Source organism: Bradyrhizobium sp. B039 (assembly GCF_038965675.1).
In the GTDB taxonomy this organism is placed as follows: Bacteria; Pseudomonadota; Alphaproteobacteria; order Rhizobiales; family Xanthobacteraceae; genus Bradyrhizobium; species Bradyrhizobium diazoefficiens.
The window spans coordinates 2,774,944-2,800,325 of the sequence record NZ_CP152416.1; the positions used below are offsets into that span (position 1 = coordinate 2,774,944).

At 65.2% G+C, this 25,382-nt stretch carries 20 protein-coding genes and 1 pseudogene; 9 read left to right on the forward strand and 12 right to left on the reverse strand.

The window, feature by feature from the left end; genetic code table 11:
* Positions 1–49: 49 nt before the first annotated feature.
* Together rocD and AAFG50_RS13090 are read right to left on the reverse strand one after the other, a co-directional pair.
* The gene (gene rocD, locus AAFG50_RS13085) at positions 50–1,264 is read right to left on the reverse strand and encodes an ornithine--oxo-acid transaminase (RefSeq protein ID WP_028172441.1); all 1,215 of its coding nucleotides are present in this window, start codon (positions 1,262–1,264) and stop codon (positions 50–52) included.
* A 194-nt stretch (positions 1,265–1,458) separates the two neighbouring features.
* Entirely contained in the window at positions 1,459–2,691 is a 1,233-nt protein-coding gene (locus tag AAFG50_RS13090; protein ID WP_028172440.1) for a cytochrome P450, read from the reverse strand.
* A 105-nt stretch (positions 2,692–2,796) separates the two neighbouring features.
* Here AAFG50_RS13090 and AAFG50_RS13095 point away from each other — a divergent pair, with 105 nt between their 5' ends.
* The 9 genes from AAFG50_RS13095 (at position 2,797) to AAFG50_RS13135 (ending at position 14,255) form a co-directional block, all read left to right on the forward strand.
* Positions 2,797–3,339: a phosphonopyruvate decarboxylase gene (locus AAFG50_RS13095; RefSeq protein ID WP_028172439.1), complete on the forward strand. Its 543-nt coding sequence runs from the start codon at positions 2,797–2,799 to the stop codon at positions 3,337–3,339.
* Complete coding sequence (locus AAFG50_RS13100) at positions 3,336–3,926, forward strand: thiamine pyrophosphate-dependent enzyme (protein WP_011085642.1); 591 nt, start codon at positions 3,336–3,338, stop codon at positions 3,924–3,926. Before AAFG50_RS13095 ends, AAFG50_RS13100 begins: the two co-directional genes overlap by 4 nt.
* 137 nt (positions 3,927–4,063) lie before the next feature.
* Entirely contained in the window at positions 4,064–4,765 is a 702-nt protein-coding gene (locus AAFG50_RS13105; RefSeq protein WP_162185826.1) for a TetR/AcrR family transcriptional regulator, read from the forward strand.
* A gap of 1 nt (position 4,766) precedes the next feature.
* On the forward strand, positions 4,767–5,957 hold the full coding sequence (locus AAFG50_RS13110) for an efflux RND transporter periplasmic adaptor subunit (RefSeq protein ID WP_028172437.1): 1,191 nt from the start codon (positions 4,767–4,769) through the stop codon (positions 5,955–5,957).
* Between the two features lie 73 nt (positions 5,958–6,030).
* The gene (locus tag AAFG50_RS13115) at positions 6,031–9,126 is read left to right on the forward strand and encodes a MexW/MexI family multidrug efflux RND transporter permease subunit (protein WP_011085645.1); all 3,096 of its coding nucleotides are present in this window, start codon (positions 6,031–6,033) and stop codon (positions 9,124–9,126) included.
* A gap of 160 nt (positions 9,127–9,286) precedes the next feature.
* The gene (locus tag AAFG50_RS13120) at positions 9,287–11,869 is read left to right on the forward strand and encodes an ATP-binding protein (protein ID WP_028172436.1); all 2,583 of its coding nucleotides are present in this window, start codon (positions 9,287–9,289) and stop codon (positions 11,867–11,869) included.
* On the forward strand, positions 11,866–12,255 hold the full coding sequence (locus AAFG50_RS13125; protein WP_011085647.1) for a response regulator: 390 nt from the start codon (positions 11,866–11,868) through the stop codon (positions 12,253–12,255). The genes AAFG50_RS13120 and AAFG50_RS13125 overlap by 4 nt, the downstream gene beginning before the upstream one ends.
* Positions 12,252–13,499 (forward strand): adenylate/guanylate cyclase domain-containing protein, encoded by a 1,248-nt coding sequence (locus AAFG50_RS13130; protein ID WP_011085648.1) that lies wholly within the window; start codon positions 12,252–12,254, stop codon positions 13,497–13,499. The genes AAFG50_RS13125 and AAFG50_RS13130 overlap by 4 nt, the downstream gene beginning before the upstream one ends.
* A gap of 9 nt (positions 13,500–13,508) precedes the next feature.
* Entirely contained in the window at positions 13,509–14,255 is a 747-nt protein-coding gene (locus tag AAFG50_RS13135) for a hypothetical protein (RefSeq protein WP_028172435.1), read from the forward strand.
* Between the two features lie 64 nt (positions 14,256–14,319).
* Here AAFG50_RS13135 and AAFG50_RS13140 read toward each other — a convergent pair whose 3' ends face one another.
* The 10 genes and pseudogenes from AAFG50_RS13140 to AAFG50_RS13185 all read right to left on the reverse strand — a co-directional run bounded on the left by AAFG50_RS13140 (position 14,320) and on the right by AAFG50_RS13185 (position 25,380).
* A complete protein-coding gene (locus tag AAFG50_RS13140) occupies positions 14,320–15,210 on the reverse strand; it encodes an ABC transporter permease (protein WP_028172434.1) in 891 nt (296 codons plus the stop codon).
* Between the two features lie 4 nt (positions 15,211–15,214).
* Entirely contained in the window at positions 15,215–16,156 is a 942-nt protein-coding gene (locus tag AAFG50_RS13145; protein WP_028172433.1) for an ABC transporter permease, read from the reverse strand.
* Positions 16,157–16,187: 31 nt separating this feature from the next.
* Positions 16,188–17,699 carry an ABC transporter substrate-binding protein gene (locus AAFG50_RS13150; protein WP_028172432.1) on the reverse strand — a complete coding sequence of 504 codons (1,512 nt, stop codon included), beginning with the start codon at positions 17,697–17,699 and terminating at the stop codon, positions 16,188–16,190.
* Between the two features lie 23 nt (positions 17,700–17,722).
* Positions 17,723–18,823: a dipeptide ABC transporter ATP-binding protein gene (locus AAFG50_RS13155; protein WP_039184056.1), complete on the reverse strand. Its 1,101-nt coding sequence runs from the start codon at positions 18,821–18,823 to the stop codon at positions 17,723–17,725.
* Positions 18,823–19,812, reverse strand: coding sequence for an ABC transporter ATP-binding protein (locus tag AAFG50_RS13160; protein ID WP_011085654.1), 990 nt, complete (start codon positions 19,810–19,812; stop codon positions 18,823–18,825). Before AAFG50_RS13160 ends, AAFG50_RS13155 begins: the two co-directional genes overlap by 1 nt.
* A pseudogene (locus AAFG50_RS13165) lies at positions 19,809–20,519 on the reverse strand (DUF1028 domain-containing protein). The gene AAFG50_RS13160 and the pseudogene AAFG50_RS13165 overlap by 4 nt, the downstream one beginning before the upstream one ends.
* 10 nt (positions 20,520–20,529) lie before the next feature.
* Positions 20,530–22,335, reverse strand: a complete 1,806-nt coding sequence (locus AAFG50_RS13170) for a gamma-glutamyltransferase family protein (RefSeq protein ID WP_011085656.1) — start codon at positions 22,333–22,335, stop codon at positions 20,530–20,532.
* A gap of 87 nt (positions 22,336–22,422) precedes the next feature.
* Positions 22,423–23,412, reverse strand: coding sequence for an oligopeptide/dipeptide ABC transporter ATP-binding protein (locus AAFG50_RS13175; RefSeq protein WP_028172431.1), 990 nt, complete (start codon positions 23,410–23,412; stop codon positions 22,423–22,425).
* Complete coding sequence (locus AAFG50_RS13180) at positions 23,409–24,395, reverse strand: ABC transporter ATP-binding protein (RefSeq protein ID WP_011085658.1); 987 nt, start codon at positions 24,393–24,395, stop codon at positions 23,409–23,411. The genes AAFG50_RS13175 and AAFG50_RS13180 overlap by 4 nt, the downstream gene beginning before the upstream one ends.
* A gap of 13 nt (positions 24,396–24,408) precedes the next feature.
* Positions 24,409–25,380: an ABC transporter permease gene (locus AAFG50_RS13185; protein WP_028172430.1), complete on the reverse strand. Its 972-nt coding sequence runs from the start codon at positions 25,378–25,380 to the stop codon at positions 24,409–24,411.
* Positions 25,381–25,382 lie beyond the last annotated feature (2 nt).

Genomic DNA, 25,382 nt, shown 5'->3' on the forward strand with positions numbered 1-25,382 from the left:
TCATTCCGAACGTGGCAGCCGGCAATGCGATCTTCCGACGCAGGCAGCTTCAGGAGAAATCCTGCGTCAGCGTCGTGGCGAACTGCTCCAGCGCCCAGTCGACCTCGTCGCTGGTGATCACCAGCGGCGGGGCGATGCGGATCGTGTGCCCGTGGGTGTCCTTGGCGAGGATGCCCTTGCCCTGGAGCGCCTCGCAGTAGCGGCGCGCGCGGCCGGCCTCGGGATGCAGCTCGACCGCCAGCATCAGGCCGCGCCCGCGTACCTCGCGGACCGTGTTGGCGCGGATGTCCTTCAAGCCTTCCAGAAGGCGCGCGCCCTGCCTGGCGGCGTTCTCGATCATGCCTTCCTCGACCAGCACGCGCATTGCCGCGCGCGCCACCGCGCAGGCCAGCGGGTTGCCGCCGAAGGTTGAGCCGTGCTGCCCGGGTCGCAATGTCCCGAGCACTTCGTTGTTCGAGAGCACGGCCGACACGGGATAGAAGCCGCCGGACAAGGCCTTGCCGAGCAGGGTCACGTCCGCCTCGATTCCCTCGTGCTGTTCGGCGAGCAGCTTGCCGGTGCGGCCGAGCCCGGTCTGGATCTCGTCGAGCACCAGCATGACGTTATTGGCCGTGCAGAGCTCCCGCACCTTGGTGAAATAGCCCGCCGGTGGAATGATGACACCGGCTTCGCCCTGGATCGGCTCGACCAGAAAGGCGACCGTGTTGGGCGTGATCGCTTGTTCGAGTGCCGCGGCGTCGCCGAACGGGATGATCCTGAAGCCCGGCGCGAACGGTCCAAAGTGTCCGCGGGTCTCAGGGTCCGTTGAGAAGCCGACGATGCCCAGCGTGCGTCCGTGGAAATTGTCGGCGCAGACGATGATCTCGGCCTGGTCGTCCGGCACACCTTTCACCTCGTAGCCCCATTTGCGCACCGACTTGATCGCGCTTTCGACCGCCTCGGCGCCGCTGTTCATCGGCAGCACCTTGTGCGAGCCGGTCAGCGCAGCGATCTCCTCGTAGAACGGGGCGAGCTGGTCGTTGTGGAAGGCGCGCGAGGTCAGCGTCAGCCTGTGTGCCTGTTCCACCATCGCCGCCAGGATCTTGGGGTGGCAGTGGCCCTGGCTGACCGCGGAATAGGCCGAGAGGCAATCGAGATAGCGGTTGCCGTCGGTATCCCAGACCCAGACACCTTCGCCGCGCGACAGGACGACCCCGATCGGTTCGTAATTATGGGCGCCAAGGCGCGTTTCCGTTGCGAGGTAATCAATGACGGACGAGCTCATCTTTCGTCACTCCATTGCTGCGTGCCGGCGTCAACCGACTGCACCGCGCTCAAATCGGTCCGAGCCCGGCGCGATGCGCGAAGCCGCTGGTTTGCCTCCCTTTGTCAAATGGTTATGCGGATCCACCGAGGCAATCTTCCGTTAGCCTCCGCTACTGTGCATGGGGTTGTTTTCAACATTTTTGTTTCGAGGCCTCAGCCGATCGCGCAGGGCACGCTCAAAAAGCCGCGGAACCGCACCCGTCCGCCGCGCACCGGCCGGCCGTTCACGGCGTAGTTCGGGAAGCGCGCCAGGAAGCGCGAGATCGCGATGGCGCCTTCGAGCCGCGCCAGCGCCATGCCGGCGCATTGATGCGCGCCGGTGGCGAAGGCGAGGTGCCGGTTCGGCGTCCGCGCGATGTCGAAGCTTTCAGGGTCGGGAAACTGCGCGGGGTCGCGGTTGGCCGCCCCGATGCACAGCGTCACCGACGTGCCGGCATCGAGCATGACGCCGCCGAGCTCGACCCGCTCCGTGGTCATGCGGTTGCCGAGCTGGTTGGAGCTCTCGTAGCGCAGCATCTCCTCCACCGCCGTCTTGATCATGTCGGGGTTGTCGATCAGCCGCTGCTTCTGATCGGGATGACGGTCGAGCGCGACGAGGCCGTTGCCGATCAGGTTGGTGGTGGTCTCGTGCCCGGCATTGAGCAGGAAGATGCAATTATGCAGCAGCTCCTTCTCGGTCAGCCGCTCGCCGTTCTCCCCGCCGTTACCTTCTCCCTGGATCAGGCGCGTCAGCACGTCGCGTTCGGGATTGCCGGGCTTGCCGCGCCGGCGCGCGACCAGCGTTTCGAGATAGGCGAGAAAGTCCCGCACCGCCTTGTTGCCGCGCGCGGCCGCTTCAGGCGACACCACGGGTTCGAGGGCACCGAGGATCGCCAGCGACCAGTCGCGCAGCGGCGCGCGCTCGTCATGTGGAACGTCGAGCAGATTGCCGATCACCTCGATCGGGATCGAGGCGGCGAAGTCCTCGATCAGCTCGCAGCTTCCTTTGGCCGCGATGGCGTCGAGCAGGCTGTCGACCAGCTTGATGAGATCGGCCTCCATCCCTGCAATCGCCCGCGGCGACAGTGCCCCCATGATCACGCGGCGTACGCGGGTGTGTGCCGGCGGATCGTTGAAGACCAGGCTCGTGGTGTGGTGCTCGTAGAGCGGGGTGTTGCCGTATTTCGGCGCGAACTCGCGCTTCTTGTCGGAGCTGAACGACTTGGTGTTCTTGTAGGTGGTGACGAGGTCGTCATAGCGGGTCAGGAACACGGTGCCGTTCGGCAGGCGCTTGACCGGCTCGTTCTCCCGCAGTGCACGATAGGTCGGGTAGGGGTTGTCGTAGAACTCCGGCGTCAGCTTCTCGAGGTCGAAGCTTGCCGCCAGCTCCTTCGCATCTGCGTTCATCCCGTTATACTCGCCGGTTAGGGCCGATATGCCGTTTTTGTTGTTCTGGTCGACGCGAGCATGCGTCTACAGTCTTCGCACCTTGCTAGCCGACCGGACAGGAAAATGCACGCACGCACGGATGCTGCCGACACGGCTCCTTCATGGCCGGACGATATTTTCGCGACCTTGCAACGCTTCGACGTCCGGCAGGTGCCTTACGTGCCCGATGCCGGCCATTCGAAGCTGATCCAGCGCGTGCTGGGGTCCTCCACGATGCGCGGCATTCCCTTGACGACGGAGGAGGAGGGCGTGGCGCTTCTCGCGGGCGCCTGGACGGGCGGCCAGCGCGGCGTCCTGCTGATGCAGTCGAGCGGGGTCGGCAATTGCATCAACATGCTGTCGCTGATCCCGATCCTGCGCTTTCCGTTCCTCACGCTGGTGACCATGCGTGGCGAGTGGGGCGAGTTCAATCCGTGGCAGGTGCCGATGGGATCGACCACGCAGGGCGTGTTCGAGCTCTCCGGCGTCAAGGTGCTGCGCGCCTCCAGTGCGGCCGAGGTGCCGGCGGTGATGGAGGCAGCCGCAGCGCAGGCCTATAACGCGCTCACGCCCACCGCCGTCCTGTTGTCGCAGCGCCTGATCGGCGCCAAGGTCTTCACCAAATGAGCAAGGCCAATCTCCTCGACCGCCGCCAGGTGGTCTCGACGCTGCTTGCGGACCGCAAGGACGTGGTTGCGATCGGCGGCCTCGGGGCCTCCACCAACGACATCTGCGCGGCCGGCGACCACGCCCGCAACTTCTATCTCTGGGGCGGCATGGGCGGCGCCGCGATGATCGGGCTTGGGCTGGCTTTGGCGCAGCCAAAACTGCCGGTGCTGGTCATCACCGGCGACGGCGAGATGCTGATGGGCATGGGCAGCCTTGCCACCATCGGGCTCCAGAAGCCGTCCAACCTCTCGATCGTCGTGCTCGACAACGAGGCTTATGGCGAGACCGGCGGCCAGACCAGCCACACCTCGGCGGCCGCCGACCTCGTCGGCGTCGCCCGGGCCTGCGGCATCGGGGACGCGCGCGCGATCTCGACCATGGCCGAGGTCGAGGCCTTTGCCAAAGCCGTCCACGACGTCTCGGCGGGCCCGCGATTTGCCAATGTGAAGATCGACAGCGCCAGCCTTGAGCGGATCTTGCCGAGCCGGGACGGGACCTACATCGTCAACCGGATCCGCGGCGATCTCGGCTTCCAGCCGATCTAGGTCCATTCCCCGCGGCGAACCTCGTCTGCACGTGCGCCGTGCAGGCGGGGCAATTTCCACTGAAATTACAACGCTTCAAGGTTGCGATGCAGCATAATGCTTGACTTTTGCGTGGGTGAGTGCTTACTCACTATCCTATGAGCTCACTGCGAATGACGAGCGACCTGAGGCGTCAATTGATCCTCGGCGCCGCAAAGCGCTGCTTTGCCCGACACGGCTATACCGGCACCACGACCAAGAGCGTGGCGGCCGCCGCTGCCATTTCCGAAGCCCTGCTGTTCAAGCATTTCCCCTCCAAGGCGGCGCTCTACGCTGAAATCCTCAGCGATGAATGCGAAGCCGATCCCGCGCTGACGGATCTTCTGGAGCGGGAGCCATCCACCGCCACCATGGTCGAGCTGATCCGCGGCATGGTCCAGCACTTCCTCCGCATCGCCGATGGTCCGGACCTGGAAGAGGCCCAGCGCCTGCGACTGATGGCCACGAGTCATTTGGATGATGGCGAATTCGCGCGTTTGCTATATGCCAAGATCGAGAAGCTGATCGGGGCGGTCTTCGTCGCCTCGCTCGAGCGTGCGGTTGCCGCCGGGGACGCGCGGCCCTGCACTGGCGATCCGCTCAACCTGTTCTGGTTCGCGCATCATTCGTTGATGACGGCGGCACTGACCAGGCTGCCGGCCACGCCCTGTCTCGCTTACGGCAAGGCGAACGATCTGGAGCGCCAGCTCTGTGAGTTTCTCCTGAGAGGTATCGGACTTAACGACGCCGCAATTGCTTCGCATTTGGGCCGCGATCAGGCCGCGGATGCGGGCAAGACGGCGATTGCAGAAAGCGCATGACATGAACATCGTAACCGAACACAAGATTTCGGGCGAACCGATCGACAAGGCTCCCAAGCGTCCGGTCCGGCCGGTGCTCTGGTTCGTCATTATCGGCACGCTGCTCGGCGCGCTCGTTGGCGGCCTCGTCTGGTTCAATTACTTCCGCGGCCAGATGATCAAGCAGTTCTTCGCCAACAACAAGCCGCCGCCGACCATGGTCAGTGCGGCCGAGGCGAAGTCCGAGGTGGTGCCTAACCTGCTGACTGCGGTCGGCGGGCTTGCCGCCGTGCATCAGGTCGACGTCAGCGCCGACGTCAACGGCCGCGTCACCGAGATCAAGTTCGAGCCGGGTTCGCATGTCGAAGCCGGCATGCCGCTGGTGCAGCTGTTCGACGCGCCTGATCAGGGCGACCTCGCCAACTACAAGGCGCAGGCGACCGTCGCGCAGCTCTCGCTCGATCGTGCCAAGCAGCTCGCCTCGCGCCAGTTCGGCCCGCAGGCGACCGTCGATACCGCGCAGGCCGCCTACGACCAGGCGATGGCCGGCATCGCCAAGACCGAGGCATTGATCTCGCAGAAGCTGGTGCGCGCGCCATTCTCGGGCGATCTCGGCATGCGCAAGGTCGAGGTCGGCCAGTATCTGACGGCCGGCACGGCGATCGTGTCGCTGACCGATCTGTCGGAGCTGTGGGCCAACTTCACGGTGACGGAAAAGGACTCGGGCAACCTCAAGGTCGGCCAGCCGGTCCGGCTGAAGGTTGACGCCTATCCGGGCCGCACCTTCGACGCCAAGATCACCACGATCGAGCCGCAGATCGCGACCGACACCCGCAACATCCGCGTGCAGGCGACCGTCGCCAATCCGGACAAGATCCTGAAGCCCGGCATGTTCGTGACCACCACGGTGGTGCTGCCGGACAAGCCGGCGGTGATCACCGTGCCGGAAACGGCGGTCGATTACACGCTGTACGGCGACTCGGTGTTCGTGATCACCGAGAAGAAGGAAGAGGATGGCAAGACCAGCCTCTCCGCGGTGCGCACTTTCGTGCAGACCGGTAGCCGGGTCGAAGGCCGCGTCGAAATCATCAAGGGTGTGAAGCCGGGCGACAAGGTCGTCGCCGTTGGCCAGCTCAAGCTGCAATCGGGCGCGCCGGTGTCGATTTCGACCGATCCGGCCCCGCAGATCCCGGCGCAGCCGCCGCGCTACTGACCCCTTGCCACCCTTAAGTGATCCGGCTCGGCCGGATCACTTTTCTAAAGAAAAAGAAATCGAGATCGCCGCGATGGCCTTTACCGATATTTTCATCAAGCGTCCGGTTCTGTCGGTCGTCGTCAGTCTGCTGATCCTGCTGATCGGCCTGCGCGCGGCGATGGTGCTGCCGATCCGGCAATATCCGAAGCTGTCGAACACGGTCATCAACATCACGACCGTCTATCCCGGCGCGTCCGCGGACCTGATCCAGGGCTTCATCACCACGCCGATCGAGCAGGCGGTCGCCTCGGCCGAAGGCGTTGACTACATCACCTCGTCCTCCGTGCTCGGCACCTCGACGATCCAGGTCTACATCAAGCTGAACTTCGATCCGAACCAGGCGCTCACCGAGGTGCTGGCCAAGACGAACTCTGTCAAATACCTGATCCCGAAGGAGTCGAACGACCCGATCGTCACCAAGACCACGGGCCAGACCACGGCCGTGATGTATCTCGGCTTCTCCTCCGAGGAGCTGTCGGGCTCGGCGATCTCCGACTATCTGACGCGCGTGGTGCAGCCGGTGTTGTCGACCGTCGACGGCGTGGCCTCGGCCGACATTCTCGGCGGCCAGACCTTTGCGATGCGGCTGTGGCTCGATCCCGTGAAGATGGCCGGCCGCAACGTGTCGCCCGCGGATGTTGCCGCCGCGATCGCCGCCAACAACTTCCAGTCCGCGGCGGGTCAGACCAAGGGCTATCTGATCGTCTCGAACATTTCCACGAACACCGGCCTGACCGACGTCAATCAGTTCAGGAAGATGATCGTCAAGGCCAAGGACGGCGGCTTCGTGCGGATGGAGGACATCGCCACCGTCGAGCTTGCAGCCCAGAGCACGGACGCGAGCGTCGCCTTCAACGGCGAGCATGCGATCTTCATCGGTGTGCAGGCGACGCCGCAAGGCAATCCGCTGACGCTGGTCAAGGGCGTGCGCGCGCTGTTCCCCGAACTGGAACGCAATCTGCCACCGTCGATGAAGATGAAGGTCGCCTACGACTCGACCAAGTTCATCCAGTCCTCGATCGACGAGGTGGAGAAGACGCTGGGCGAAGCCGTGATCATCGTGATCGTGGTGATCTTCCTGTTCCTGGCCTCGCTCCGCTCGGTCATCATTCCCGTCGTCACCATTCCGCTGTCGATGATCGGCGTCTGCACGCTGATGCTGGCTTTCGGCTTCAGCTTCAACCTCTTGACGCTGCTCGCGATGGTGCTTGCGATCGGCCTCGTGGTCGACGACGCCATCGTGGTGGTGGAGAACATCCATCGCCATCTGGAGGAAGGGAAGACGCCGGTCCAGGCATCGCTGCAAGGCGCGCGTGAAATCGTCGGTCCCGTTGTCTCGATGACGATCACGCTCGCGGCCGTGTACGCGCCGATCGGCTTCCTCGGCGGTCTCACCGGTTCGCTGTTCCGCGAATTCGCCTTCACGCTCGCAGGCTCGGTGATCGTGTCAGGCGTGATCGCGCTGACGCTGTCGCCGATGATGTGCTCGGTGTTGCTCAAGAACACCGAAGAGGGCCGCTTCGCCAAGGCCGTCAACAAGGTGTTCGGCGCCCTGACGCGCTGGTATGGCCGCAGGCTCGATCGCTCGCTCGACTACAAGGCCATCACCGGCCTGTTCGCGGTGACGATCCTCGGGCTGGTCGGCTTCCTCTACATGCACACGTCGAAGGAACTGGCACCGGAGGAAGACCAGGGCATCGTGTTCGCGGTGACCAAGGCGCCGAAATACGCCAATATCGACTATGTCGATTTCTACGGCGAAAAGCTCGACGAGAAATTCCAGAAGTTCCCGGAGACCGATCTGCGCTTCGTGCTGAACGGCATCAACGGTCCGCAGGGCGGCATCGCCGGCATGCTGCTGAAGCCGTGGGAGGAGCGCAAGCGTTCGTCGATCCAGTTGAAGTCCTTGGTGCAGGCCGAGCTCTCCAAGATCGAGGGCGTGCAGGCTTTCGCCTTCAACCTGCCGCCGCTGCCCGGCGGACCCGGCGGCCTGCCGGTGCAGATGGTGATCAACTCCACCGCCGGATTCCAGACGGTCTATGAGCAGATGGAGAAGCTGAAGGACGCCGCGCGCAAGAGCGGCATGTTCATCGTCTCCGACAGCGACCTCGCCTATAACCAGCCGAACGTGCAGGTCACGATCGACCGTACCAAGGCCCAGGACCTTGGCATCAACATGCAGAACCTCGGCAGTACGCTCGCGGTGCTGCTTGGCGGCAATTACGTCAACCGCTTCAATCTCGAGGGGCGCTCCTACCAGGTGATTCCGCAGGTGCCCCGGGGCAATCGGCTGTCGCCGGAATCGCTCGGCGGCTACTATGTGACGACCAATACCGGCCAGCAGCTTCCGCTGTCGACCGTGGTCTCGATCAGGACCAAGACCGACCCGAACTCGCTGACCCACTACAACCAGCTCAATTCGGCGACGTTCTCGGCCGTGCCGATGCCTGGCGTGACTGTTGGTGCTGCGGTCGACTTCCTCGAAGGCGAGGCCAAGAAGCTGCCCCAGGGTTTCAGCCACGACTATCTCGCGGACTCCAGGCAGTATGTGCAGGAAGGCAACCAGCTCGCGATCACCTTCGGCTTCGCGCTGATCATCATCTTCCTGGTGCTGGCGGCCCAGTTCGAGAGCTTGCGTGACCCGCTGGTGATCATGATCTCGGTGCCGATGGCGATCGTCGGCGCGTTGATCCCGCTGTTCTTCGGCATGGCGACCATGAACATCTACACCCAGGTCGGTCTGCTCACCCTGGTCGGCCTGATCACCAAGCACGGCATCCTGATGGTGGAGTTCGCCAACGAGCTCCAGGTCAACGAGCGGCTCGATCGCCGCTCTGCCATCGAGATGTCGGCCCGCATCCGCCTGCGGCCGATCCTGATGACCACGGCCGCGATGGTGACGGGCCTGATCCCGCTCCTGACCGCGACCGGCGCGGGCGCCGCCAGCCGCTTCTCGATCGGTCTGGTCGTCGTTGCCGGCATGTCGATCGGCACGCTGTTCACGCTGTTCGTGTTGCCCGCCGTCTACGTGGTGCTGGCGACCGACCATCGCGCGGCGGCCGATTCCGAGCGGAACAAGCAGGTCAACGAGCTCGACCTCGGTGCCAAGGCGCTGCGGCCGACCTGAGGCCGGAAGCAACGAAGCAAAGGGCGGCAGCGGCCAATCCGCTGCCGCCCTTTTTTGTTGTGCCCGGCGACGCTGATGCGGCGGCCACCGCGGCCGTCGGGCGGGCCCTTTGCCGCGCTCGCGAGAGACAACGTCTCGTCTTCTTGCTAGATTCCGCCAGATGAGCCTCTCCCTGCATCCCGACGCCCCGCAAGCCAGGACGTTGCCGAGCGCGGCCCCGGATGGGGCCGTGGCCGGCGAGGCGGTGGGGCGGGGGATCAGGACCCGGCTGTTCACCAAATACGTCGCGCTGTTCGTGGCCGTCGTCGCCGTTGCGCTGCTCGCCAACGGGCTGTTCGAAGTCTTCTTCTATTATCGTGAGCACAAGGCCTCGCTGATCCGGGTCCAGCATGAGCAGGCCGAGGCGGCGGCCGCCAAGATCGGCCAGTTCGTCAAGGAGATCGAGAGCCAGCTCGGCTGGACCACGCAGCTGCCGTGGTCGGCGGGCTCGATCGAGCAGCGCCGGTTCGACGCGCTGCGGCTGCTGCGTCAGGTGCCAGGGATCACCGAGCTCGCCCAGGTGGATTCGAGCGGCAAGGAGCGGTTGCGGGTCTCGCGGTTGGCGATGGACGCGATCGACAGTGGGATCGACCTGTCGGGGGATCCAAAGTTCACCGAGGCGGTCGCGCACAAGGTCTATTACGGGCCGGTCTATTTCCGCAGGGACTCCGAGCCCTACATGACGCTGGCGCTGGCCGGCGCGCGCAAGGAAGCCGGCGTCAGCATCGCCGAGGTCAATCTGAAGCTGATCTGGGACGTCGTCTCCCAGATCAAGGTCGGCGAGCACGGGAACGCCTACGTGGTCGGGCCGGAGGGGCGCCTGATCGCGCATCCCGATATCAGCCTGGTCCTGCGCAACACCGACATGTCCGGGCTCGCGCAGGTGCGCGCCGCGCAATCCGGAGGCGGCACCATGTCCGATCCGCTTCCTGAAGCGCGCAACATCCAGGGGCGGAAGGTGCTGACCGCATCGGCCCCGATCGAGCCGCTGCACTGGACCATGTTCGTGGAGCTGCCGGTCGAGGAGGCCTATGCCGCGCTCTATGCCTCGTTGCAGCGGCTTGCGATCGTGCTGCTCGCGGCGTCGATCTTCGCGGTGCTTGCGGGGATATTCCTCGCGCGCCGCATGGTGGGACCGATCCAGGCGCTGCGCAGCGGCGCCGAGCGGATCGGGGGTGGCGACTTCTCCCAGCGCATCGCGATCCGGACCGGCGACGAACTCGAAGGGCTCGCCGACCAGTTCAACGAGATGGGCGCGCGCTTGCAGGAATCCTATGCCGACCTTGAAAACAAGGTCGAGCAGCGGACCGCGGAATTGAGCGAGTCGCTGCAGCAACAGACGGCGACCGCCGATGTGCTGAAAGTCATCAGCCGTTCGGCGTTCGACCTGCAAACCGTGTTGAACACCCTTGTCGGCTCGGCGGCGCGCTTGTGTGACGCGGACGAAGGCACGATCTTTCGGCCTAGCGACGGCGTCTTCTATTTGGCGGCAAGCTGCGGGCTTGACGCGGAGCAGGAAAACAAGCTTCGGACATTCGCTTCCGTACCCGAGCGGGGAAGTGTGGTCGGGCGTACGCTGCTCGACGCCAAAACGGTTCATGTCCCGGATGTGCAGGCCGACCCCGAATATGCGCCTTCGTCCGCTCGAAGGCGTTCAAACGTGCGTACGATGCTCGGTGTGCCTCTGCTTCGAGAGGGGACGCCAATCGGCGTGTTTGTCTTGACGCGGCATATGGTGCGGCCGTTTAGCGACAAGCAAATCGAACTCGCCACCACATTTGCAGATCAGGCCCTCATCGCGATCGAGAATGTCCGATTGTTCGAGGAGGTCCAGGAACGCACCAGAGAGCTGTCGCGATCGCTCGATGATCTGCGCGCCGCGCAGGACCGGCTGATCCAGACCGAGAAGCTTGCCTCCCTCGGCCAGCTCACCGCCGGCATTGCCCACGAGATCAAGAACCCGCTCAATTTCGTCAACAATTTCTCGTCGGTTTCGACGGAGTTGATCGACGAGCTTAACGAGGTGCTCGAAACAGCAAAGCTCGACGGCAAGACCAAGGCGGAAGTTGACGAGCTGACCGCCATGCTCAGGGGCAATCTCGAGAAGGTGGTGCAGCACGGCAAGCGCGCCGATTCCATCGTCAGGAACATGCTGGTGCACTCGCGCCAGGGTTCCGGCGAACATCGCCCCGTCGATATCAATGCGGTCGTGGAGGAGAGCCTCAATCTGGCCTATCACGGCGCGCGCGCCGAAAGGCCCGCCTTCAACGTCACGCTCCAGCGCGCGTTTGATCCCGCCGCCGGCCTGGTCGACATCTATCCGCAGGAGATCACGCGCGTCTTCCTCAACCTGATCTCGAACGGTTTCTATGCCGCGGCCAAGCGCAAGGCGAGCGCGGCGGACAGTTTTGAGCCGATCCTGAGCGCCGCAACCAGGAGCCTCGGCGACACGGTCGAGATCCGGATCCGTGACAACGGCACCGGGATTCCGCCCGAGGTGAAGGAAAAATTGTTCAATCCGTTCTTCACGACCAAGCCGGCCGGTGAGGGCACCGGGCTCGGCCTGTCCATGAGCCATGACATCGTCGTGAAGCAGCACGGCGGCACGATCGACGTGAAGACCGAGCCCGGTATATTCACCGAATTCATCATCACGCTGCCGCGAACGATGGCAGCAGGCGACACCGCCGGAGGCAAGACTTGAACGTTTATATCCTGGTCGTCGATGACGAGCCCGACGTCGAGCCGCTGTTCAGGCAGCACTTCCGGCGCGACCTGCGCGCCGGCCGCTTCCAGATGGAATTTGCTCCCTCTGCGGCCGATGCGCTGAGGCGTGCCGCCGAAGTTCGCGATCCTTCGCTGATCCTGATTCTGTCGGACGTCAACATGCCCGGCATGAGCGGGCTCGACATGCTGCCGAAGGTGCGCGCCGACTATCCGCACGTTCCCGTCATCATGATCACCGCCTATGGCGACGCCGAGACGCGCAGAAAGGCGATCGAGCGAGGCGCCCACGCGCTCCTGACCAAGCCGATCGACTTTGCGCTGCTGCGCCAGGAGATCGACACGAGGCTCGAGCAAGCCGCATGACTGCCACCATCCTCTTCGTCGACGACGAGCCGGATCTCGAGGCGCTGATCCTGCAAAAGTTTCGCAGGCAGATTCGCGATGGGCTGCTCACCCTCATGTTCGCCCGCGACGGCCTCGAGGCGCTGCAGGCACTTGAGCAGAATCCGCATGTCGACATGGTGGTCTCCGATATCAACATGCCGCGGATGGACGGGCTGTCGCTGCTGGCGAAGCTCCAGGAGGCCGAGGACAAGAAGTCGACCATCATCGTCTCCGCCTATGGCGACATGAGCAACATCCGCATCGCCATGAACCGCGGCGCGTTCGACTTCCTGACCAAGCCGATCGACTTCGCCGATCTGGAGGCCACGATCCAGAAGACCATCGGTCACGTGGAGATGCTGCGCGAGGTGCGGCGGCGCCAGATGGAAGCCGAGCGCGCCCATGCCTCACTGTCGCGCTTCTTCTCGCCGGAGATCGCAAGGCGCCTGGCAGCGGATGTCGAAGGCAGCATGGAGGTGCAGTGGCGCGATGTCGCCACCCTCTTCACCGACATCACCGGCTTCACGTCGCTGGTCGAGAGCGCGGCCCCGCAGACGCTCGGCGAGCTCCTCAACGAGTATGTCGGCGGCATGACCGAGATCGTCTTCGCGCATGAGGGGACGGTCGCCAAAATCATCGGCGATGCGATTCAGGTGCTGTTCAACGCGCCTGGCGACCAGCTGGACTATGCGACGCGCGCGGTCGCCTGTGCGCATGATCTCGATGCCTGGGCGGAGGATTTCTCCGCGCGCTGGAAGGCGAGAGGCGTCAATTTCGGGGCGACCCGCATCGGCGCCCATGCGGGCCCGGCGCTGGTCGGCAATTTCGGCGGCAATCGTTTCTTCGACTACACCGCCTATGGCGACTCCATCAATATCGCGGCGCGTCTGGAGGCTGCGAACAAGCATCTGGGAACACGCATCTGCGTCAGTGCCAGCATCGCCGAGGGGGCCGCAAATTTCCATGGCCGTCCCGTCGGTGACCTGATGCTGCGCGGACGCAGCGAACCCCTGCGTGCGTTCGAACCGCTGGCAACGGCGAAATTCGAGTCGGCGGCGACAACGCGGTACTCCGAAGCCTTCGCCAAGATGGAGGCCGGCGACGCAGCCGCCATGCCGGCTTTTGCCGCGCTGGTCGGGATGCACGCCGACGATGCGCTGGCCGGTTTTCACCTGAGGCGCCTGCTCAACGGCGCCAAGGGCATTCGCATGCAACTGGAATAGGAGTTCGTCATGACGCGTGAGTTCTCTGCGGGCAATTATCGTTTCATTCCATCCGTGTTCCAGTATTCGGCCGGCGCGGCCGCGGATGACGGCTATGAGATCGAGCGCGTCCGGCTCGATCGCCTGGTGCCGCTTGCCGAGGGCTTTGCGCTCGCGGCGAAATTCATCCAGGAAGCCGGACGTCCGCTGACGGCGTTCTGCGCCTGCGAGTTGCGCTCACCGGCCGCCTTCAGCGAGGAGGGCTTTCGTGCGTTCAACCTGCACTATGTGAAGACGCTATCCGAATGGGGCATCTTCGACGGCACCACAAATCCGGTGGCGCGCAGCAATGTCTGTCCCGAGATCGATCCGCCGACCGAGCCATCGTTTTACGCGTTCTCCTTCACGCGCCCGACGCGGTCGAAGGCGCCGAGCTTCGTGATCGCCGGCGGTGCCGAAGCACGCGAGGGCAGCGGAAGCTACGTCGAGCGCACGGTGCGCTACCGCGACCTCAGCCCGGAGGGGCTGCGCGAGAAGGTACGGTTCACCACCACCTCGCAGATGGAAAACCGGATGGCGGCCTTCGGCTTCGGCTGGAAGGACACCACCGGCGTGCAGGCCTATTCCGTGCATGACTTCCACCACGCGCTGGTCGACGAGCTGGTCCGCCGTGGCGCGCTGCGCTCCGGCCTGACCTGGCATTATGCCCGCCCGCCGGTGGTCGATCTCGAATACGAGATGGATTGCCGCCGCGTGATGCGCGAGGCAGTGATCTAGCGCTGGCGGTTGATCTTTACCTCTCCCCGTCGGGGAGAGGTGGAGGGCGGGCCTTGAGCTAGCTTTATCGCTGCCTTGGATCGAGCGCGTCGCGCAGGCCGTCGCCGAGCAGGTTCAGCGACAGCACCACGAGGAAGATCGCAAGCCCCGGCCAGATCGCCATCCAAGGCGCCTGGGTCAGGAAGCGCTGCGCCGCATTGAGCATGCTGCCCCAGGACGGTGCCGGCGGCTGCTGACCAAGGCCAAGGAACGAGAGCGCCGCCTCGGCGATGATGGCGGCGGCGATCGACAGCGTCGCCTGCACCAGCAGCGCCGGCAGGATGTTGGGCAGGATGTGCGAGAACGCGATCCGCCAGCCGGGGTTGCCGAGGGCGCGCGCGGCCTCGACATAATCCTCGGCCTTGACGCTCAGCACCTGGCCGCGGGTCAGGCGGATGAAGATCGGGGTCGCCGAGATGCCGATGGCGATCATCGCATTGCCGAGGCTCGGACCGAGAAACGCGGCCAGCGCGATCGCCAGGATCAGGAACGGGCAGGCCAGCATCGCGTCCGTGATCCGGCTGATCAGCGCATCGACAAATCCGCCGCGATAGCCGGCAAGCAGGCCGAGCGGCACGCCGACGCCGAGCGCGATCGCGACCGAGATCAGGCCCGCGAGCAGGGAGGCGCGCGCGCCGTAGACGACGCGGCTGAGGATGTCGCGGCCGAGCTCGTCGGTGCCGAACCAGTGCGCCGCGGTCGGCGGCTTGCGTACCAGGCTCCAGCTCGTCGCGATGGGATCGTAGGGGACGATGAGAGGAGCAAGCGCCGCAAGCAGGATGAACGCCGTGATCACGACGAGTCCGAATACGGCGGCCTTGCGCTTGAACAACCGCCGCCGTGCGCGGCGCGCCGGGCTGTCTAGTTCGGACGCGTGCGCGGCGGAGGGGGCGGCGGGCAATGCGGCATCGGTCATGGCGCTAGCCCCGCAGCCGCGGATTGACGAGAATATAGGCGACGTCGGCAACGAGGTTGAGGGTGATGTAGACCGTGGCCGTCACCAGCACGACGCCCTGCACGACCGCGTAGTCGCGGTTGAAGACGGCGTCCACGATCAGCTTGCCGAAGCCGGGAATGGAGAAGATCTGCTCCGTCAGCACGGCACCCGACAACAGTGTGCCGAGCTCGAGCGCGCCGAGCGTGATGATCGGCGTCAGCGCATTGCGCATCGCATGCTTGAGGATGACGGAGCGCTCCGACAATCCCTTCGCACGCGCCGTGCGGACATAGTCGCTTTCCAGCACCTGGAGCATGGCACTGCGGGTGTGCCGCATCAGGATCGCGGAAATCGCGTTGCCGAGCACGAAGGCGGGCATGATGGTGGCGGCTAGGCTCGCGCGCCAGTCCTCGGTCAGCGGCACGTAGCCCGAGGCCGGCAGCCAGCCGAGCTTGATCGAGAACAGGAAGATCAGCAGGATCCCGAGCCAGAAATTCGGCGTCGAGATGCCCCACAGCGCAAACAAATTCGCGCCATAGTCCCAGGCCGTGCCCTTCTTCACTGCGGAGATGATGCCGGCGGGAATGCCGATCAAGAACGCGATCAGGATCGCCATCGAGCCGAGCTGGAGCGTCACCGGCAGCTTCTGCGCGATCAGCTCGCGCACCGGCATCTTGTTGCGCAAGGACTCGCCGAAATTGCCGGTGAGGACTCCCTTGAGCCAGTAGGCATATTGCACGGGGATCGGCTGATCGAGCTTGTACTGCTGCCGGATCTGCTCGATCGCGGCGGGATCGCGTTCCTCGCCGGCCATCACCAGCGCCGGATCGCCGGGCAGCAATTGTTGAAGCGAAAAGATCAGCACCGACACGAAGAACAGTGTCGGCACGATCTGCGCGATGCGGTGGGCGAGGAAGTTCAGCATGGCCCCACGCGTTTCCCGGTTAATGCCGCGATCACTTGAACTTCAACCCGACCACGCGCACGAGGCCATCGGGCATCTGCCGGTAGCCCTCGAGCTTCTTCGTATGCGCGATCAGGAGAGTACGGTGATAGATGTAGATGATCGGCAGGTCGTCGAGCAGGATCTTGGTCAGCTTGGCGTAGATCGCCTTGCGCTCCTCGACATTCGATGTGGCCCGTCCCTCTTCCATCAGCTTGTCGGCCTCGGGGTTCGAGTACACGCCGTCGTTCTGCGGCGCCTTGCTGCGCATGAAGATGTAGGAATTGCCGTCCGGGTCGATGCGTCCGCTCCAGTTGATCTGGAACACCTGGAACTCGCCGGCCTGCGCCTGCTTGAAAGTGGTCGCGAATTCGACGACGCGGACCTTGATGTCGAAGCCTGCCTCGGCGGCCATGGACTGCACGACCTGGGCGACGGCCTCGTACTCGGTGCCCTTTGGTACCATGTAGTCGACGGTGACGGGCAGGCTGACACCGGCTTCCTTCAACAGCGCCTTGGCCTTGGCGATGTCGCGACCCGGAATGGGGAAAGCCTTCTGATAGTATGGATGCGTCGGGCTGACCCATTGATTGCCCGGCGTGAACTCGCCGTTGAATACGACCTGGTTGATGGCCTCGCGATCGATCGACAGGCTGAGTGCCTGGCGCACCTTCGCCGATTGGCTGAGTGGCCCCTTGGTCTTGTCGTTTCCGATGTTGATGGTCAGGCCCTGATAGCCGAGCTCGGGAGCCGTCGACAGCACCAGCTTGGGATCGGCGCGGACGTCCTTGATGTCGGTGGCGAGCACGCGCTCGATCAGATCGAGCCCGCCGGACTTGAGGTTGGCAAGGCGCACTGTGGCATCGACGATCGGCAGGAATACGACGCGATCGATATGGATGTTGTCCTTGTTCCAGTAGTCGGCGAACTTCTCGAACACCATGCGATCCTGCTGCACGCGCTCGACGAACTTGTAGGGACCTGCGCAGACCGGATGCAGGCCGAACTTGTCACCGGCCTCCTTCGCCGCCTTGGGCGAGACCATCATGCCGGAGCGGTCGGTGAGCTGGGCGATCAGGGGCGAGTACGGCGTCTTGAGCACCAGCTTGATGGTCAGGGGATCGACGACCTCGACATGGTCGACGCTGGCGAGCTCGGACTTCCGGAACGAGGCCGGCAGCGTCATGTGACGTTCGATCGAGAATTTTGCCGCTTCGGCGTCCAGCGGCTCGCCATCGTGGAATTTGACGCCTGGCCGGAGCTTGATCGTCATCTCCCTGCCGTCGGCCGACGTCTCGTGAGACAGCGCGAGCTGCGGCACGATGTTGAGCTTCTCGTCGATGTCGAACAGCTTGTCGCAGAACGCGGAGAAGACGATGCGGCCGACATAGGTGCGGCCGATGCTGGGATCGAGGATATCAGGGTCTTCAGCGATCCCGATGCGAAGCGTGGTCTGAGCCTGGGCCGTGCCCACGAGCGACGTCAGCAAGGCCGACGCCAGGATTGTCAAACGCATAAAGCTCATCGCTCTCGACCTCTGTTTCACGGCTATGCGGGGTCCGTCCCCAATGAACTAACCCCGCCGCCGCGTGCTGCTTCCGGACCGCCGCTGAAGGCGGCAACCAATTTTTCAAGAACCGGCGAGAAGCCGCCATCCATGGGGACGATGGCCGCGGAGGACGGCAGTTCCGACGTTCGGTGGCAAGCTGTTGCATGTCCGATGCCATCCGAGACAAGCTGAGGCATTTCGCTGCGGCAGCGGTCCACGACATAGGGACAGCGGGTGTGGAAGCGGCATCCCGGCGGCGGATTCAGCGCGCTGGGGATCTCCCCCTGGAGCACAATCCGGCTGCTCTTTGCCCGCGGTTTAGGCACGGGAATCGCGGACAGCAGCGCGCGACTATAGGGGTGCCGGGGCGCGGCAAACAGCGCATCCGCCTCCGCGGTCTCGACGATCTGGCCGAGATTCATCACCGCGACGTGGTCGGCGATGTGCTTGACCACGGCGAGGTCATGCGAGACGAAAATGTAGGCAAGGCCGAGCCGGTCCTGGAGCTCGCGCAGGAGGTTGAGGATCTGCGAGCGGATCGAGACGTCGAGCGCTGAGACCGGCTCGTCGCAGATGATCAATTTTGGTTCGACCGCGAGCGCACGGGCAATGGCGATGCGCTGGCGCTGGCCGCCGGAGAATTCGTGCGGATAGCGTCGCTCGAGCCGCGGCTCCAGCCCGACCAGCCGCAGGATTTCCGCGACCCGTTCGCGTCGCCGTGCGGGTGGGACGAGATCGTGCAGCGCCAGCGGCTCGGTCAGGATCTGGCCGACCGTCATGCGCGGATTGAGCGAGGCGTAGGGATCCTGGAAGATGATCTGCGCTTCGCGGCGGAACGCGCGGAGCGCTCCGGCGTCGAGCGAGAGCAGGTCGCGGCCACCGAAACGGATCGTGCCCGCATCCGGCTCGATCAGCCGCAGCACCAGACGGCTGACGGTGGATTTGCCGCAACCGGATTCGCCGACCAGGGCCAGCGTCTTGCCGGCCTCGAGCGAGAAGCTGACGCCATCGACCGCCTTGACATGCGCGAGCGCCCGGCCGAACAGCGAGCGCTCGGCGACGAAATGCTTGACCAGACCTTCGACCTCGAGGAGCGCCATCACGACACCAGAAGTTCGAGCGGCGCGCGGATGCAGCGCGAGAGGTGACCCGGGCCGATTTCCACGAGCGGCGGCGGCGCCCTGGTGCAGGCGTCGAGAACGAAGGGGCACCGTGCGGCGAAGCGGCATCCGGCGGGCGGTTGCGCCATGTTCGGGACCATGCCTTCGATCGTCGCGAGCTGCTCGGCACGGTGGTCGAGCCGCGGGATCGAGCCGAGCAGGCCGACGGTGTAGGGATGCTGCGGGGCGGCGAACAATTCATCCACCGGCGCGCGCTCGACGATCTCGCCGGCATACATCACCGCGACCTCGTCGCAGACCTCGGCGACCACGCCGAGGTCGTGCGTGATCAGGATGATCGCCGCACCGCTCGCCGCCTTCAACTCGCGCATCAGTTCAAGTATCTGCGCCTGCAGGGTGACGTCGAGCGCGGTGGTCGGCTCGTCCGCGATCAGGAGGCGGGGGTCGCAGGCCAGGGCCATCGCGATCATCACGCGCTGGCGCATGCCGCCGGAAAGCTTGTGCGGATATTCGTCGACGCGCCGTTCGGGCGAGGGGATGTGGACGCGGCGCAACAGCTCGATCGCGCGCTCCCGAGCGCTGCGCCGCGAGCCGCCGCGATGGCGCAGGATGGTCTCGATGATCTGGTCGCCGATGGTGAAGCTCGGGTTGAGCGAGGTCATCGGCTCCTGGAAGATCATCGCGAGCCGGTTGCCGCGGAGGTCGCGCAAGGTCTGGTCCGGGGTCTTCAGCAAATCGAAGCCGTCGAAGCGGATCGCGCCCGATATCTCCGTGCTTTGCTTCGGCAGCAATCCCATGATCGCGAGCGACGTCACGCTCTTGCCGCAGCCGGATTCGCCGACGAGGCCGAGCGTCGCGCCATTGGCGACGCTGAGATCTACACTGTCCACCGCATGGGTGACGCGGCCATCGTCGCCGTGGAAGCGGATGCGCAGATCCTTGATCTCGATGAGAGGGCTTGTGCTCATGATTGTCTTGCACGGGCCGCGGCGATGCTCGCGTCGATGACGCTGCGATCGGTGTTGCCGGCCGGGTTCTGCCGCGTCGGCATGGAGTTGCGGAAATGCACCCAGAGCTCGTGGCTGACCCGTTCGAGCCGCTCGAGCTCGCCGAGCGGATCGGAATGGTCGTCGGCGCGAATGTCCAGCGCCGGCCATTCCTCCTAGCCGTGGATCAGGAGCGCAGCAGACTGCTTGCCGCGTTTGTCGCCGCCGGCGGCTTCGCCCGCGCGCATCGCCGCGAGCAGGCGGCGCGGGAAGGGCAGGCTGTCATTGGCGATGTAGGTCTTGGCGGTCTCGTCGAGCACGTCGGCACCCGCGAGCATGTTGCCGGCGATGGAGAAGCCGCTGCCCGCGATGTGGCCGCACCAGTCGACGCAGTCGCGCCCGGTGTGCGCAGCAATCTCGCCGCTCGCGTCCATGATGTGGATCTGGCGGCTTTCGCGCCCGTCGTCGGTCGCGAGCAGGCTGGCGAGTACGTCATGCGCGTTCAGGCCTTCGCGCAAGAGCTTGACGCCGTCGATGCCGTAATAGGGATTCACGAAGGCCTGGGTTGCGATCGCGCCGAGGCCGGCGGCGATATAGGGCACGCGCGCGCCGACGGCGAAGAAGCGGGTCGCAACCGCGATGCCGAACTGGCCGGTGGCAGGATCGCGTGCGATGATCGACCAGGTCATATTCTGTCCATCAGCGTCCTGCTGCGTAGCCTTGCATGCCGCGCGGATTGGCGGCGGCGCGGCGGCGCACCCCGACGCGCGAGGCCGCAGTGAGGCGGCCTTCCGACCAGTCGGGCCCGATCTCGACGATATGTCCGCGCTCGCGCAGATTCTCGATCGCTGCCTTCGGTACGCGGTTCTCGACCACGAGCACGCCGGGGCGCGCGGTGCGCGGCCAGAACGAGATCGGGAAATGCTCGGAATGCCAGGCCGGTGCGTCGATCGATTCCTGAAGGTTGAGATTGCAATGGACGTGGCGCAGGAAGAATTGCGTGATCCATTGGTCCTGCTGGTCGCCGCCCGGCGAGCCCCAGGCGAGATACGGCTCGCCGTCGCGCAGCGCCATGGTCGGCGACAGCGTGGTGCGCGGCCGCTTGCCCGGCGCAAGCGCGGCGGGATGGTCTTCCTCCAGCCAGAACATCTGCGCGCGGCTGCCGAGGCAGAAGCCGAGCTCCGGAATGATCGGCGAAGATTGCAGCCAGCCGCCCGATGGCGTCGAGGAGACCATATTGCCGGCCTTGTCGATGATGTCGAAATGCACGGTGTCGCCGCGTACCTCGCCGAAGCGTCCGACCGTCGGCTCGCCGGCGCCGAGCGCGCCGACCGCTTCGCGCTGGCCTTCGGCGCGCCGCAGCTTGACGACACCGCCAAAGCCCTCGACCGAGCCGGGGCGGAAGTCGAGCGAGGCCTTGTCGGTGACGAGCTTGCGGCGTTCGTCGTTATAGGCATCCGACAGCAGCGTCGCGATCGGGATCTCGCTGAACTTCGGATCGCCGTAGAACTTTTCGCGGTCGGCGAAGGCGAGCTTGGCGCATTCGATCTGGAGATGGATGAATTCCGGCCCGGTCGGGTCGAGTCCGTCGAGCGCAAAGCCCTTGAGCAGTGCGAGCTGTTGCAGCGTGACCGGGCCCTGGCTCCAGACGCCGGCCTTGCAGACAGTGTAGCGGCCATAGTCGTAGGTAAGCGGCGCCTCGATGGTCGGCTGCCAGCGCGCCATGTCGTCGGCCGAGAGAACGCCGCGATGCGGCGAACCGCTGACGTCCATCACCTCTTGCGTGCGGCAGAATTTGTCGATGGCTTCCGCGACGAAGCCGTGCGACCAGGCCCTTCGCGCACGCTCGATCTCGGCGTCGCGGCCACCGTCGCCGCTCTCGGCCTCGCTGAGAATGCGGGCGTAGGTCGCGGCCAGCGTCTTGTTGGTGAAGAGCGTGCCGGGTTTCGGCACCTCGCCATTGGGAAGATACACCGCGGCCGAGGTCGGCCAGTGCTTGCGGAATAGCTGCTCGACGGTCTGGATCGTGGCGCAGGCGCGCTCGACCAGCGGATAGCCGTCGCGCGCGTAGGAGATCGCGGGCTCCAGCACGTCGCGTACGCGCATGGTGCCGTAGTCTCGCAAGAGCATCATCCAGGATTCGAAGGTCCCGGGCACGCAGGCGGCGAGCAGGCCGGTGCCCGGCACCATGTCGAGGCCTTCGCTCCTGTAATGCGCGATGGTGGCGCGCGCCGGCGCCGGGCCCTGGCCACAGATCACCTCGGTGCGGCCGCGCTTCACGTCGTGCACGATAACAGGCACGTCGCCGCCGGGGCCGTTCAGATGCGGCTCGACCACCTGGAGCGTGAAAGCGGTGGCGACGCCGGCATCGAAGGCGTTGCCGCCCTTTTCCAGAATGGCCATGCCGACGGCGGTCGCGATCCAGTGCGTGGTGGCGACGACCCCGAACGTGCCCTCGATCTCGGGGCGCGTCGTGAAGGGATCCGGATTGACGTTGCTGGCCATGGGATTTCGTTACCTTAGTTGTGGCGCGCGCAATTGATCACAGGCGATGCCGTGCCGCCAATGCGCAGGCCGCATGGCACGCGCGCGTCACGCCGGGACCGGCGCGGTGTTAACCGCATGGCAGGCGACGCCGCCGATCAGTTCCGGGGCTTCCTTGCGGCAGAGATCGAACGCCAGCGGACAGCGCGGATTGAAGGCGCAGCCGGGCGGCGGATTGATCGGGTTCGGAATCTCGCCCTTGACCGGAATGCGCTGGCGGCCGCTCATGGCAAGATCGGGCACGGCGCCCAGCAGCATCTTGGTGTAGGGCATGCGCGGCCGGGCAAACAGCTCGCGGCCTTCCGCGATCTCGACGATGCGGCCGAGATACATCACGCCGACGCGGCTCGCCATGTGACGGACCACGGCGAGGTTGTGGCTGATGAACATGTAGGTCAGGCCGAACTTGTCCTGGAGGTCGCGCATCAGGTTCAGGATCTGCGCCTGCACCGAGACGTCGAGCGCCGAGGTCGGCTCGTCGCAGACGATGAACTCGGCATCGGACGCGAGCGCCCGCGCGATCGCGATACGCTGGCGCTGGCCGCCGGAGAACTCGTGCGGAAACTTCAGCCGGTCGTCGGGATGCAGGCCGACGAGGCTGAGCAGCTCGCCGACGCGCGCCTGGATGTCGCGCTCGCCCTGGATCAGGTCGAAGGCGCGGATCGGCTCGGAGATGATGGCATCGACCCGGAAGCGCGGATTCAGGCTCGCATAGGGATCCTGGAAGATCATCTGGATGCGGCGGCGCAGCTTTCGCCGCGCCGGCGCCTGCCGCGGATCCCCCATCGAGACGCCGTCGATCTGGACGTCGCCCGAGCTCGGCGGCAACAGGCCGACCACCATCCGCGCCACCGTGGTCTTGCCGGAGCCGGACTCGCCGACCAGCGCAAAGGTCTCGCCCTTCCTGATGTCGAAGGTGACGTTATCGACAGCCTTGAGATATTCGAGATGCCCGCCTTCCAGCACGCGGTTGAGCCAGGGCTTCGAGACATCGAAGACGCGGCGCAGATTTGTGGCCTGGACGAAAGGGGCGCTCATGCCGCGCTCTCCGCCGGCACATTGTCATAGAGATGGCAGGCGACCGATTGGGCGCCTTGCGGCAGTGGCTCGGGCCGATCGACACGACAGCGGTCGAATGCGAACGCGCAGCGCGGATTGAACGAGCATCCGCGCGGAATCGCCGACAGGCGCGGCATGGAGCCGGGGATCTGCACCAGGCGCTTGTCCTCGCCCGCGAGCGTCGGGATCGCGCCCATCAATCCTTTTGCGTAAGGATGCAGCGGGTTCCTCACGACGTCCTGCACTGGACCGATCTCGGCGACGCGGCCGGCGTACATCACCGCGACGCGGTCCGAGGTCTCCGCGATCACGCCCATGTCGTGGGTCACCAGCATCACCGCGGTGCCGTGGTCGCGCCCGAGCCGCTTGATCAGGGAGATGATCTGCGCCTGGACGGAGACGTCGAGCGCTGTGGTCGGCTCGTCCGCGATGATCAGCTCAGGCTCGGCGCAGATCGCGAGCGCAATCACGACGCGCTGGCGCATGCCGCCGGAGAACTCGTGCGGATAGCCGTCGATGCGCTTTTCCGGCGCGGGGATGCCGACTTCGGCGAGCAGGTCGATGGCGCGGCGGCGGGCCGCCTGTTCGGACAGATTGAGGTGGGTCCGGATGGTTTCCACGATCTGGTCGCCGACCCGGTACAGCGGATTGAGCGAGGTGAGGGGATCCTGGAAGATCATGCCGATGCGTTTGCCGCGGATGCGGCGCATCTCTTCCGGCGGCAGATTGTCGATGCGCAGGCCGGCGAGATGAATCTCGCCGCCGGCGATGCGGCCGGGAGGATCGATCAGGCCGATTACCGCGAGGCCGGTGACGGATTTTCCGGCGCCGGATTCACCGACCACCCCCAGCACCTCGCCCTTGGCGATGTCGAAGGAGACGTCGTCGATGGCGCGCAGCGTGCCGCGGCGGGAGGCGAACTCCACCTGGAGATTGCGCACGGAGAGAACAGGTTCGGTCATGGGCGACGCACACTCATCGAAGTTTCGGGTTGAGCGCGTCGCGCAGCCAATCGCCGAGCAGGTTGATGGAGAGGATCAGTGCGGCGAGCGCGAGCCCGGGGAAGGCGACGATCCACCATTCGCCCGCGAACAGATAGTTGTTGCCGATGCGGATCAGCGTGCCGAGCGAGGGCATGGTGTCGGGCAGGCCGACGCCGAGGAAGGACAGCGTCGCCTCGGTGATGATGGCGAGCGCGAGGTTGATGGTGGCGATGACCAGGATCGGGCCCATCGTGTTCGGCAGCACATGCCGCAGCATGATCACGGGCGCGGGCAGGCCGATCAGCTGCGCGGCGGCCACGTAGTCCTTGTTCTTCTCGACCATCACGGAACCGCGCACGGTCCGGGCATACCCGACCCAGAAACTCAGACCGATCGAGATCACCAGCACCACCAGCATGCTGGTGGCATCCAGCCGGTTGCCGAGGATCGATTTCGCGATGCCATTGACCAGCAGCGCGATCAGGATGGCGGGGAAGGTGAGCTGGACGTCGGCGATCCGCATGATCACGCCGTCGACCGCGCCGCCGAAATAGCCGGCCATCAGGCCGAGCGCGATGCCGAGCGCACCGGCGAAGATCACGCCGGCCACGCCGACGGCGAGCGAGATACGCATGCCGTAGAGGATGGCGGAGAACACGTCGCGACCCTGCTCGTCGGTGCCGAGCAGGAACGGGCTCTGGCCGTCGGCGGTCCACAGCGGTGAGATCCGCGAGTTCATCAGCTGAAGTTGCGCCGGATCGAACGGGTTCTGGACCGCAAGCCAGGAGGCAAAGATCGCGAGCAGGAAGAACAAGACCGTGATGGCGGCCGCAACCATGGTGAGCTTGGAGCGGCGGAAGGAATAGAAGACGTCGCTATCGAGCGCGCGGCTGAGCCAGCCGCGGGCAGCGTGGGTCGGCTGCGTGCTCTGCTTGTCGGAATTGGAGACGACTGCGTCTGACATGC

What these genes read in the sequence shown, in the direction of transcription:
- AAFG50_RS13100 (WP_011085642.1), top strand. Translation starts at nt 3,336, where the DNA reads ATGAGCAAGGCCAATCTCCTCGACCGCCGCCAGGTGGTCTCGACGCTG.
- AAFG50_RS13145 (WP_028172433.1), bottom strand. Translation starts at nt 16,156, where the DNA reads ATGCTGAACTTCCTCGCCCACCGCATCGCGCAGATCGTGCCGACACTG.
- AAFG50_RS13130 (WP_011085648.1), top strand. Translation starts at nt 12,252, where the DNA reads ATGACTGCCACCATCCTCTTCGTCGACGACGAGCCGGATCTCGAGGCG.
- AAFG50_RS13155 (WP_039184056.1), bottom strand. Translation starts at nt 18,823, where the DNA reads ATGGCGCTCCTCGAGGTCGAAGGTCTGGTCAAGCATTTCGTCGCCGAG.
- AAFG50_RS13170 (WP_011085656.1), bottom strand. Translation starts at nt 22,335, where the DNA reads ATGGCCAGCAACGTCAATCCGGATCCCTTCACGACGCGCCCCGAGATC.
- AAFG50_RS13120 (WP_028172436.1), top strand. Translation starts at nt 9,287, where the DNA reads ATGAGCCTCTCCCTGCATCCCGACGCCCCGCAAGCCAGGACGTTGCCG.
- rocD (WP_028172441.1), bottom strand. Translation starts at nt 1,264, where the DNA reads ATGAGCTCGTCCGTCATTGATTACCTCGCAACGGAAACGCGCCTTGGC.
- AAFG50_RS13160 (WP_011085654.1), bottom strand. Translation starts at nt 19,812, where the DNA reads ATGAGCACAAGCCCTCTCATCGAGATCAAGGATCTGCGCATCCGCTTC.
- AAFG50_RS13095 (WP_028172439.1), top strand. Translation starts at nt 2,797, where the DNA reads ATGCACGCACGCACGGATGCTGCCGACACGGCTCCTTCATGGCCGGAC.
- AAFG50_RS13150 (WP_028172432.1), bottom strand. Translation starts at nt 17,699, where the DNA reads ATGAGCTTTATGCGTTTGACAATCCTGGCGTCGGCCTTGCTGACGTCG.
- AAFG50_RS13175 (WP_028172431.1), bottom strand. Translation starts at nt 23,412, where the DNA reads ATGAGCGCCCCTTTCGTCCAGGCCACAAATCTGCGCCGCGTCTTCGAT.
- AAFG50_RS13090 (WP_028172440.1), bottom strand. Translation starts at nt 2,691, where the DNA reads ATGAACGCAGATGCGAAGGAGCTGGCGGCAAGCTTCGACCTCGAGAAG.
- AAFG50_RS13140 (WP_028172434.1), bottom strand. Translation starts at nt 15,210, where the DNA reads ATGACCGATGCCGCATTGCCCGCCGCCCCCTCCGCCGCGCACGCGTCC.
- AAFG50_RS13185 (WP_028172430.1), bottom strand. Translation starts at nt 25,380, where the DNA reads ATGTCAGACGCAGTCGTCTCCAATTCCGACAAGCAGAGCACGCAGCCG.
- AAFG50_RS13110 (WP_028172437.1), top strand. Translation starts at nt 4,767, where the DNA reads ATGAACATCGTAACCGAACACAAGATTTCGGGCGAACCGATCGACAAG.
- AAFG50_RS13180 (WP_011085658.1), bottom strand. Translation starts at nt 24,395, where the DNA reads ATGACCGAACCTGTTCTCTCCGTGCGCAATCTCCAGGTGGAGTTCGCC.
- AAFG50_RS13105 (WP_162185826.1), top strand. Translation starts at nt 4,064, where the DNA reads ATGAGCTCACTGCGAATGACGAGCGACCTGAGGCGTCAATTGATCCTC.
- AAFG50_RS13135 (WP_028172435.1), top strand. Translation starts at nt 13,509, where the DNA reads ATGACGCGTGAGTTCTCTGCGGGCAATTATCGTTTCATTCCATCCGTG.
- AAFG50_RS13115 (WP_011085645.1), top strand. Translation starts at nt 6,031, where the DNA reads ATGGCCTTTACCGATATTTTCATCAAGCGTCCGGTTCTGTCGGTCGTC.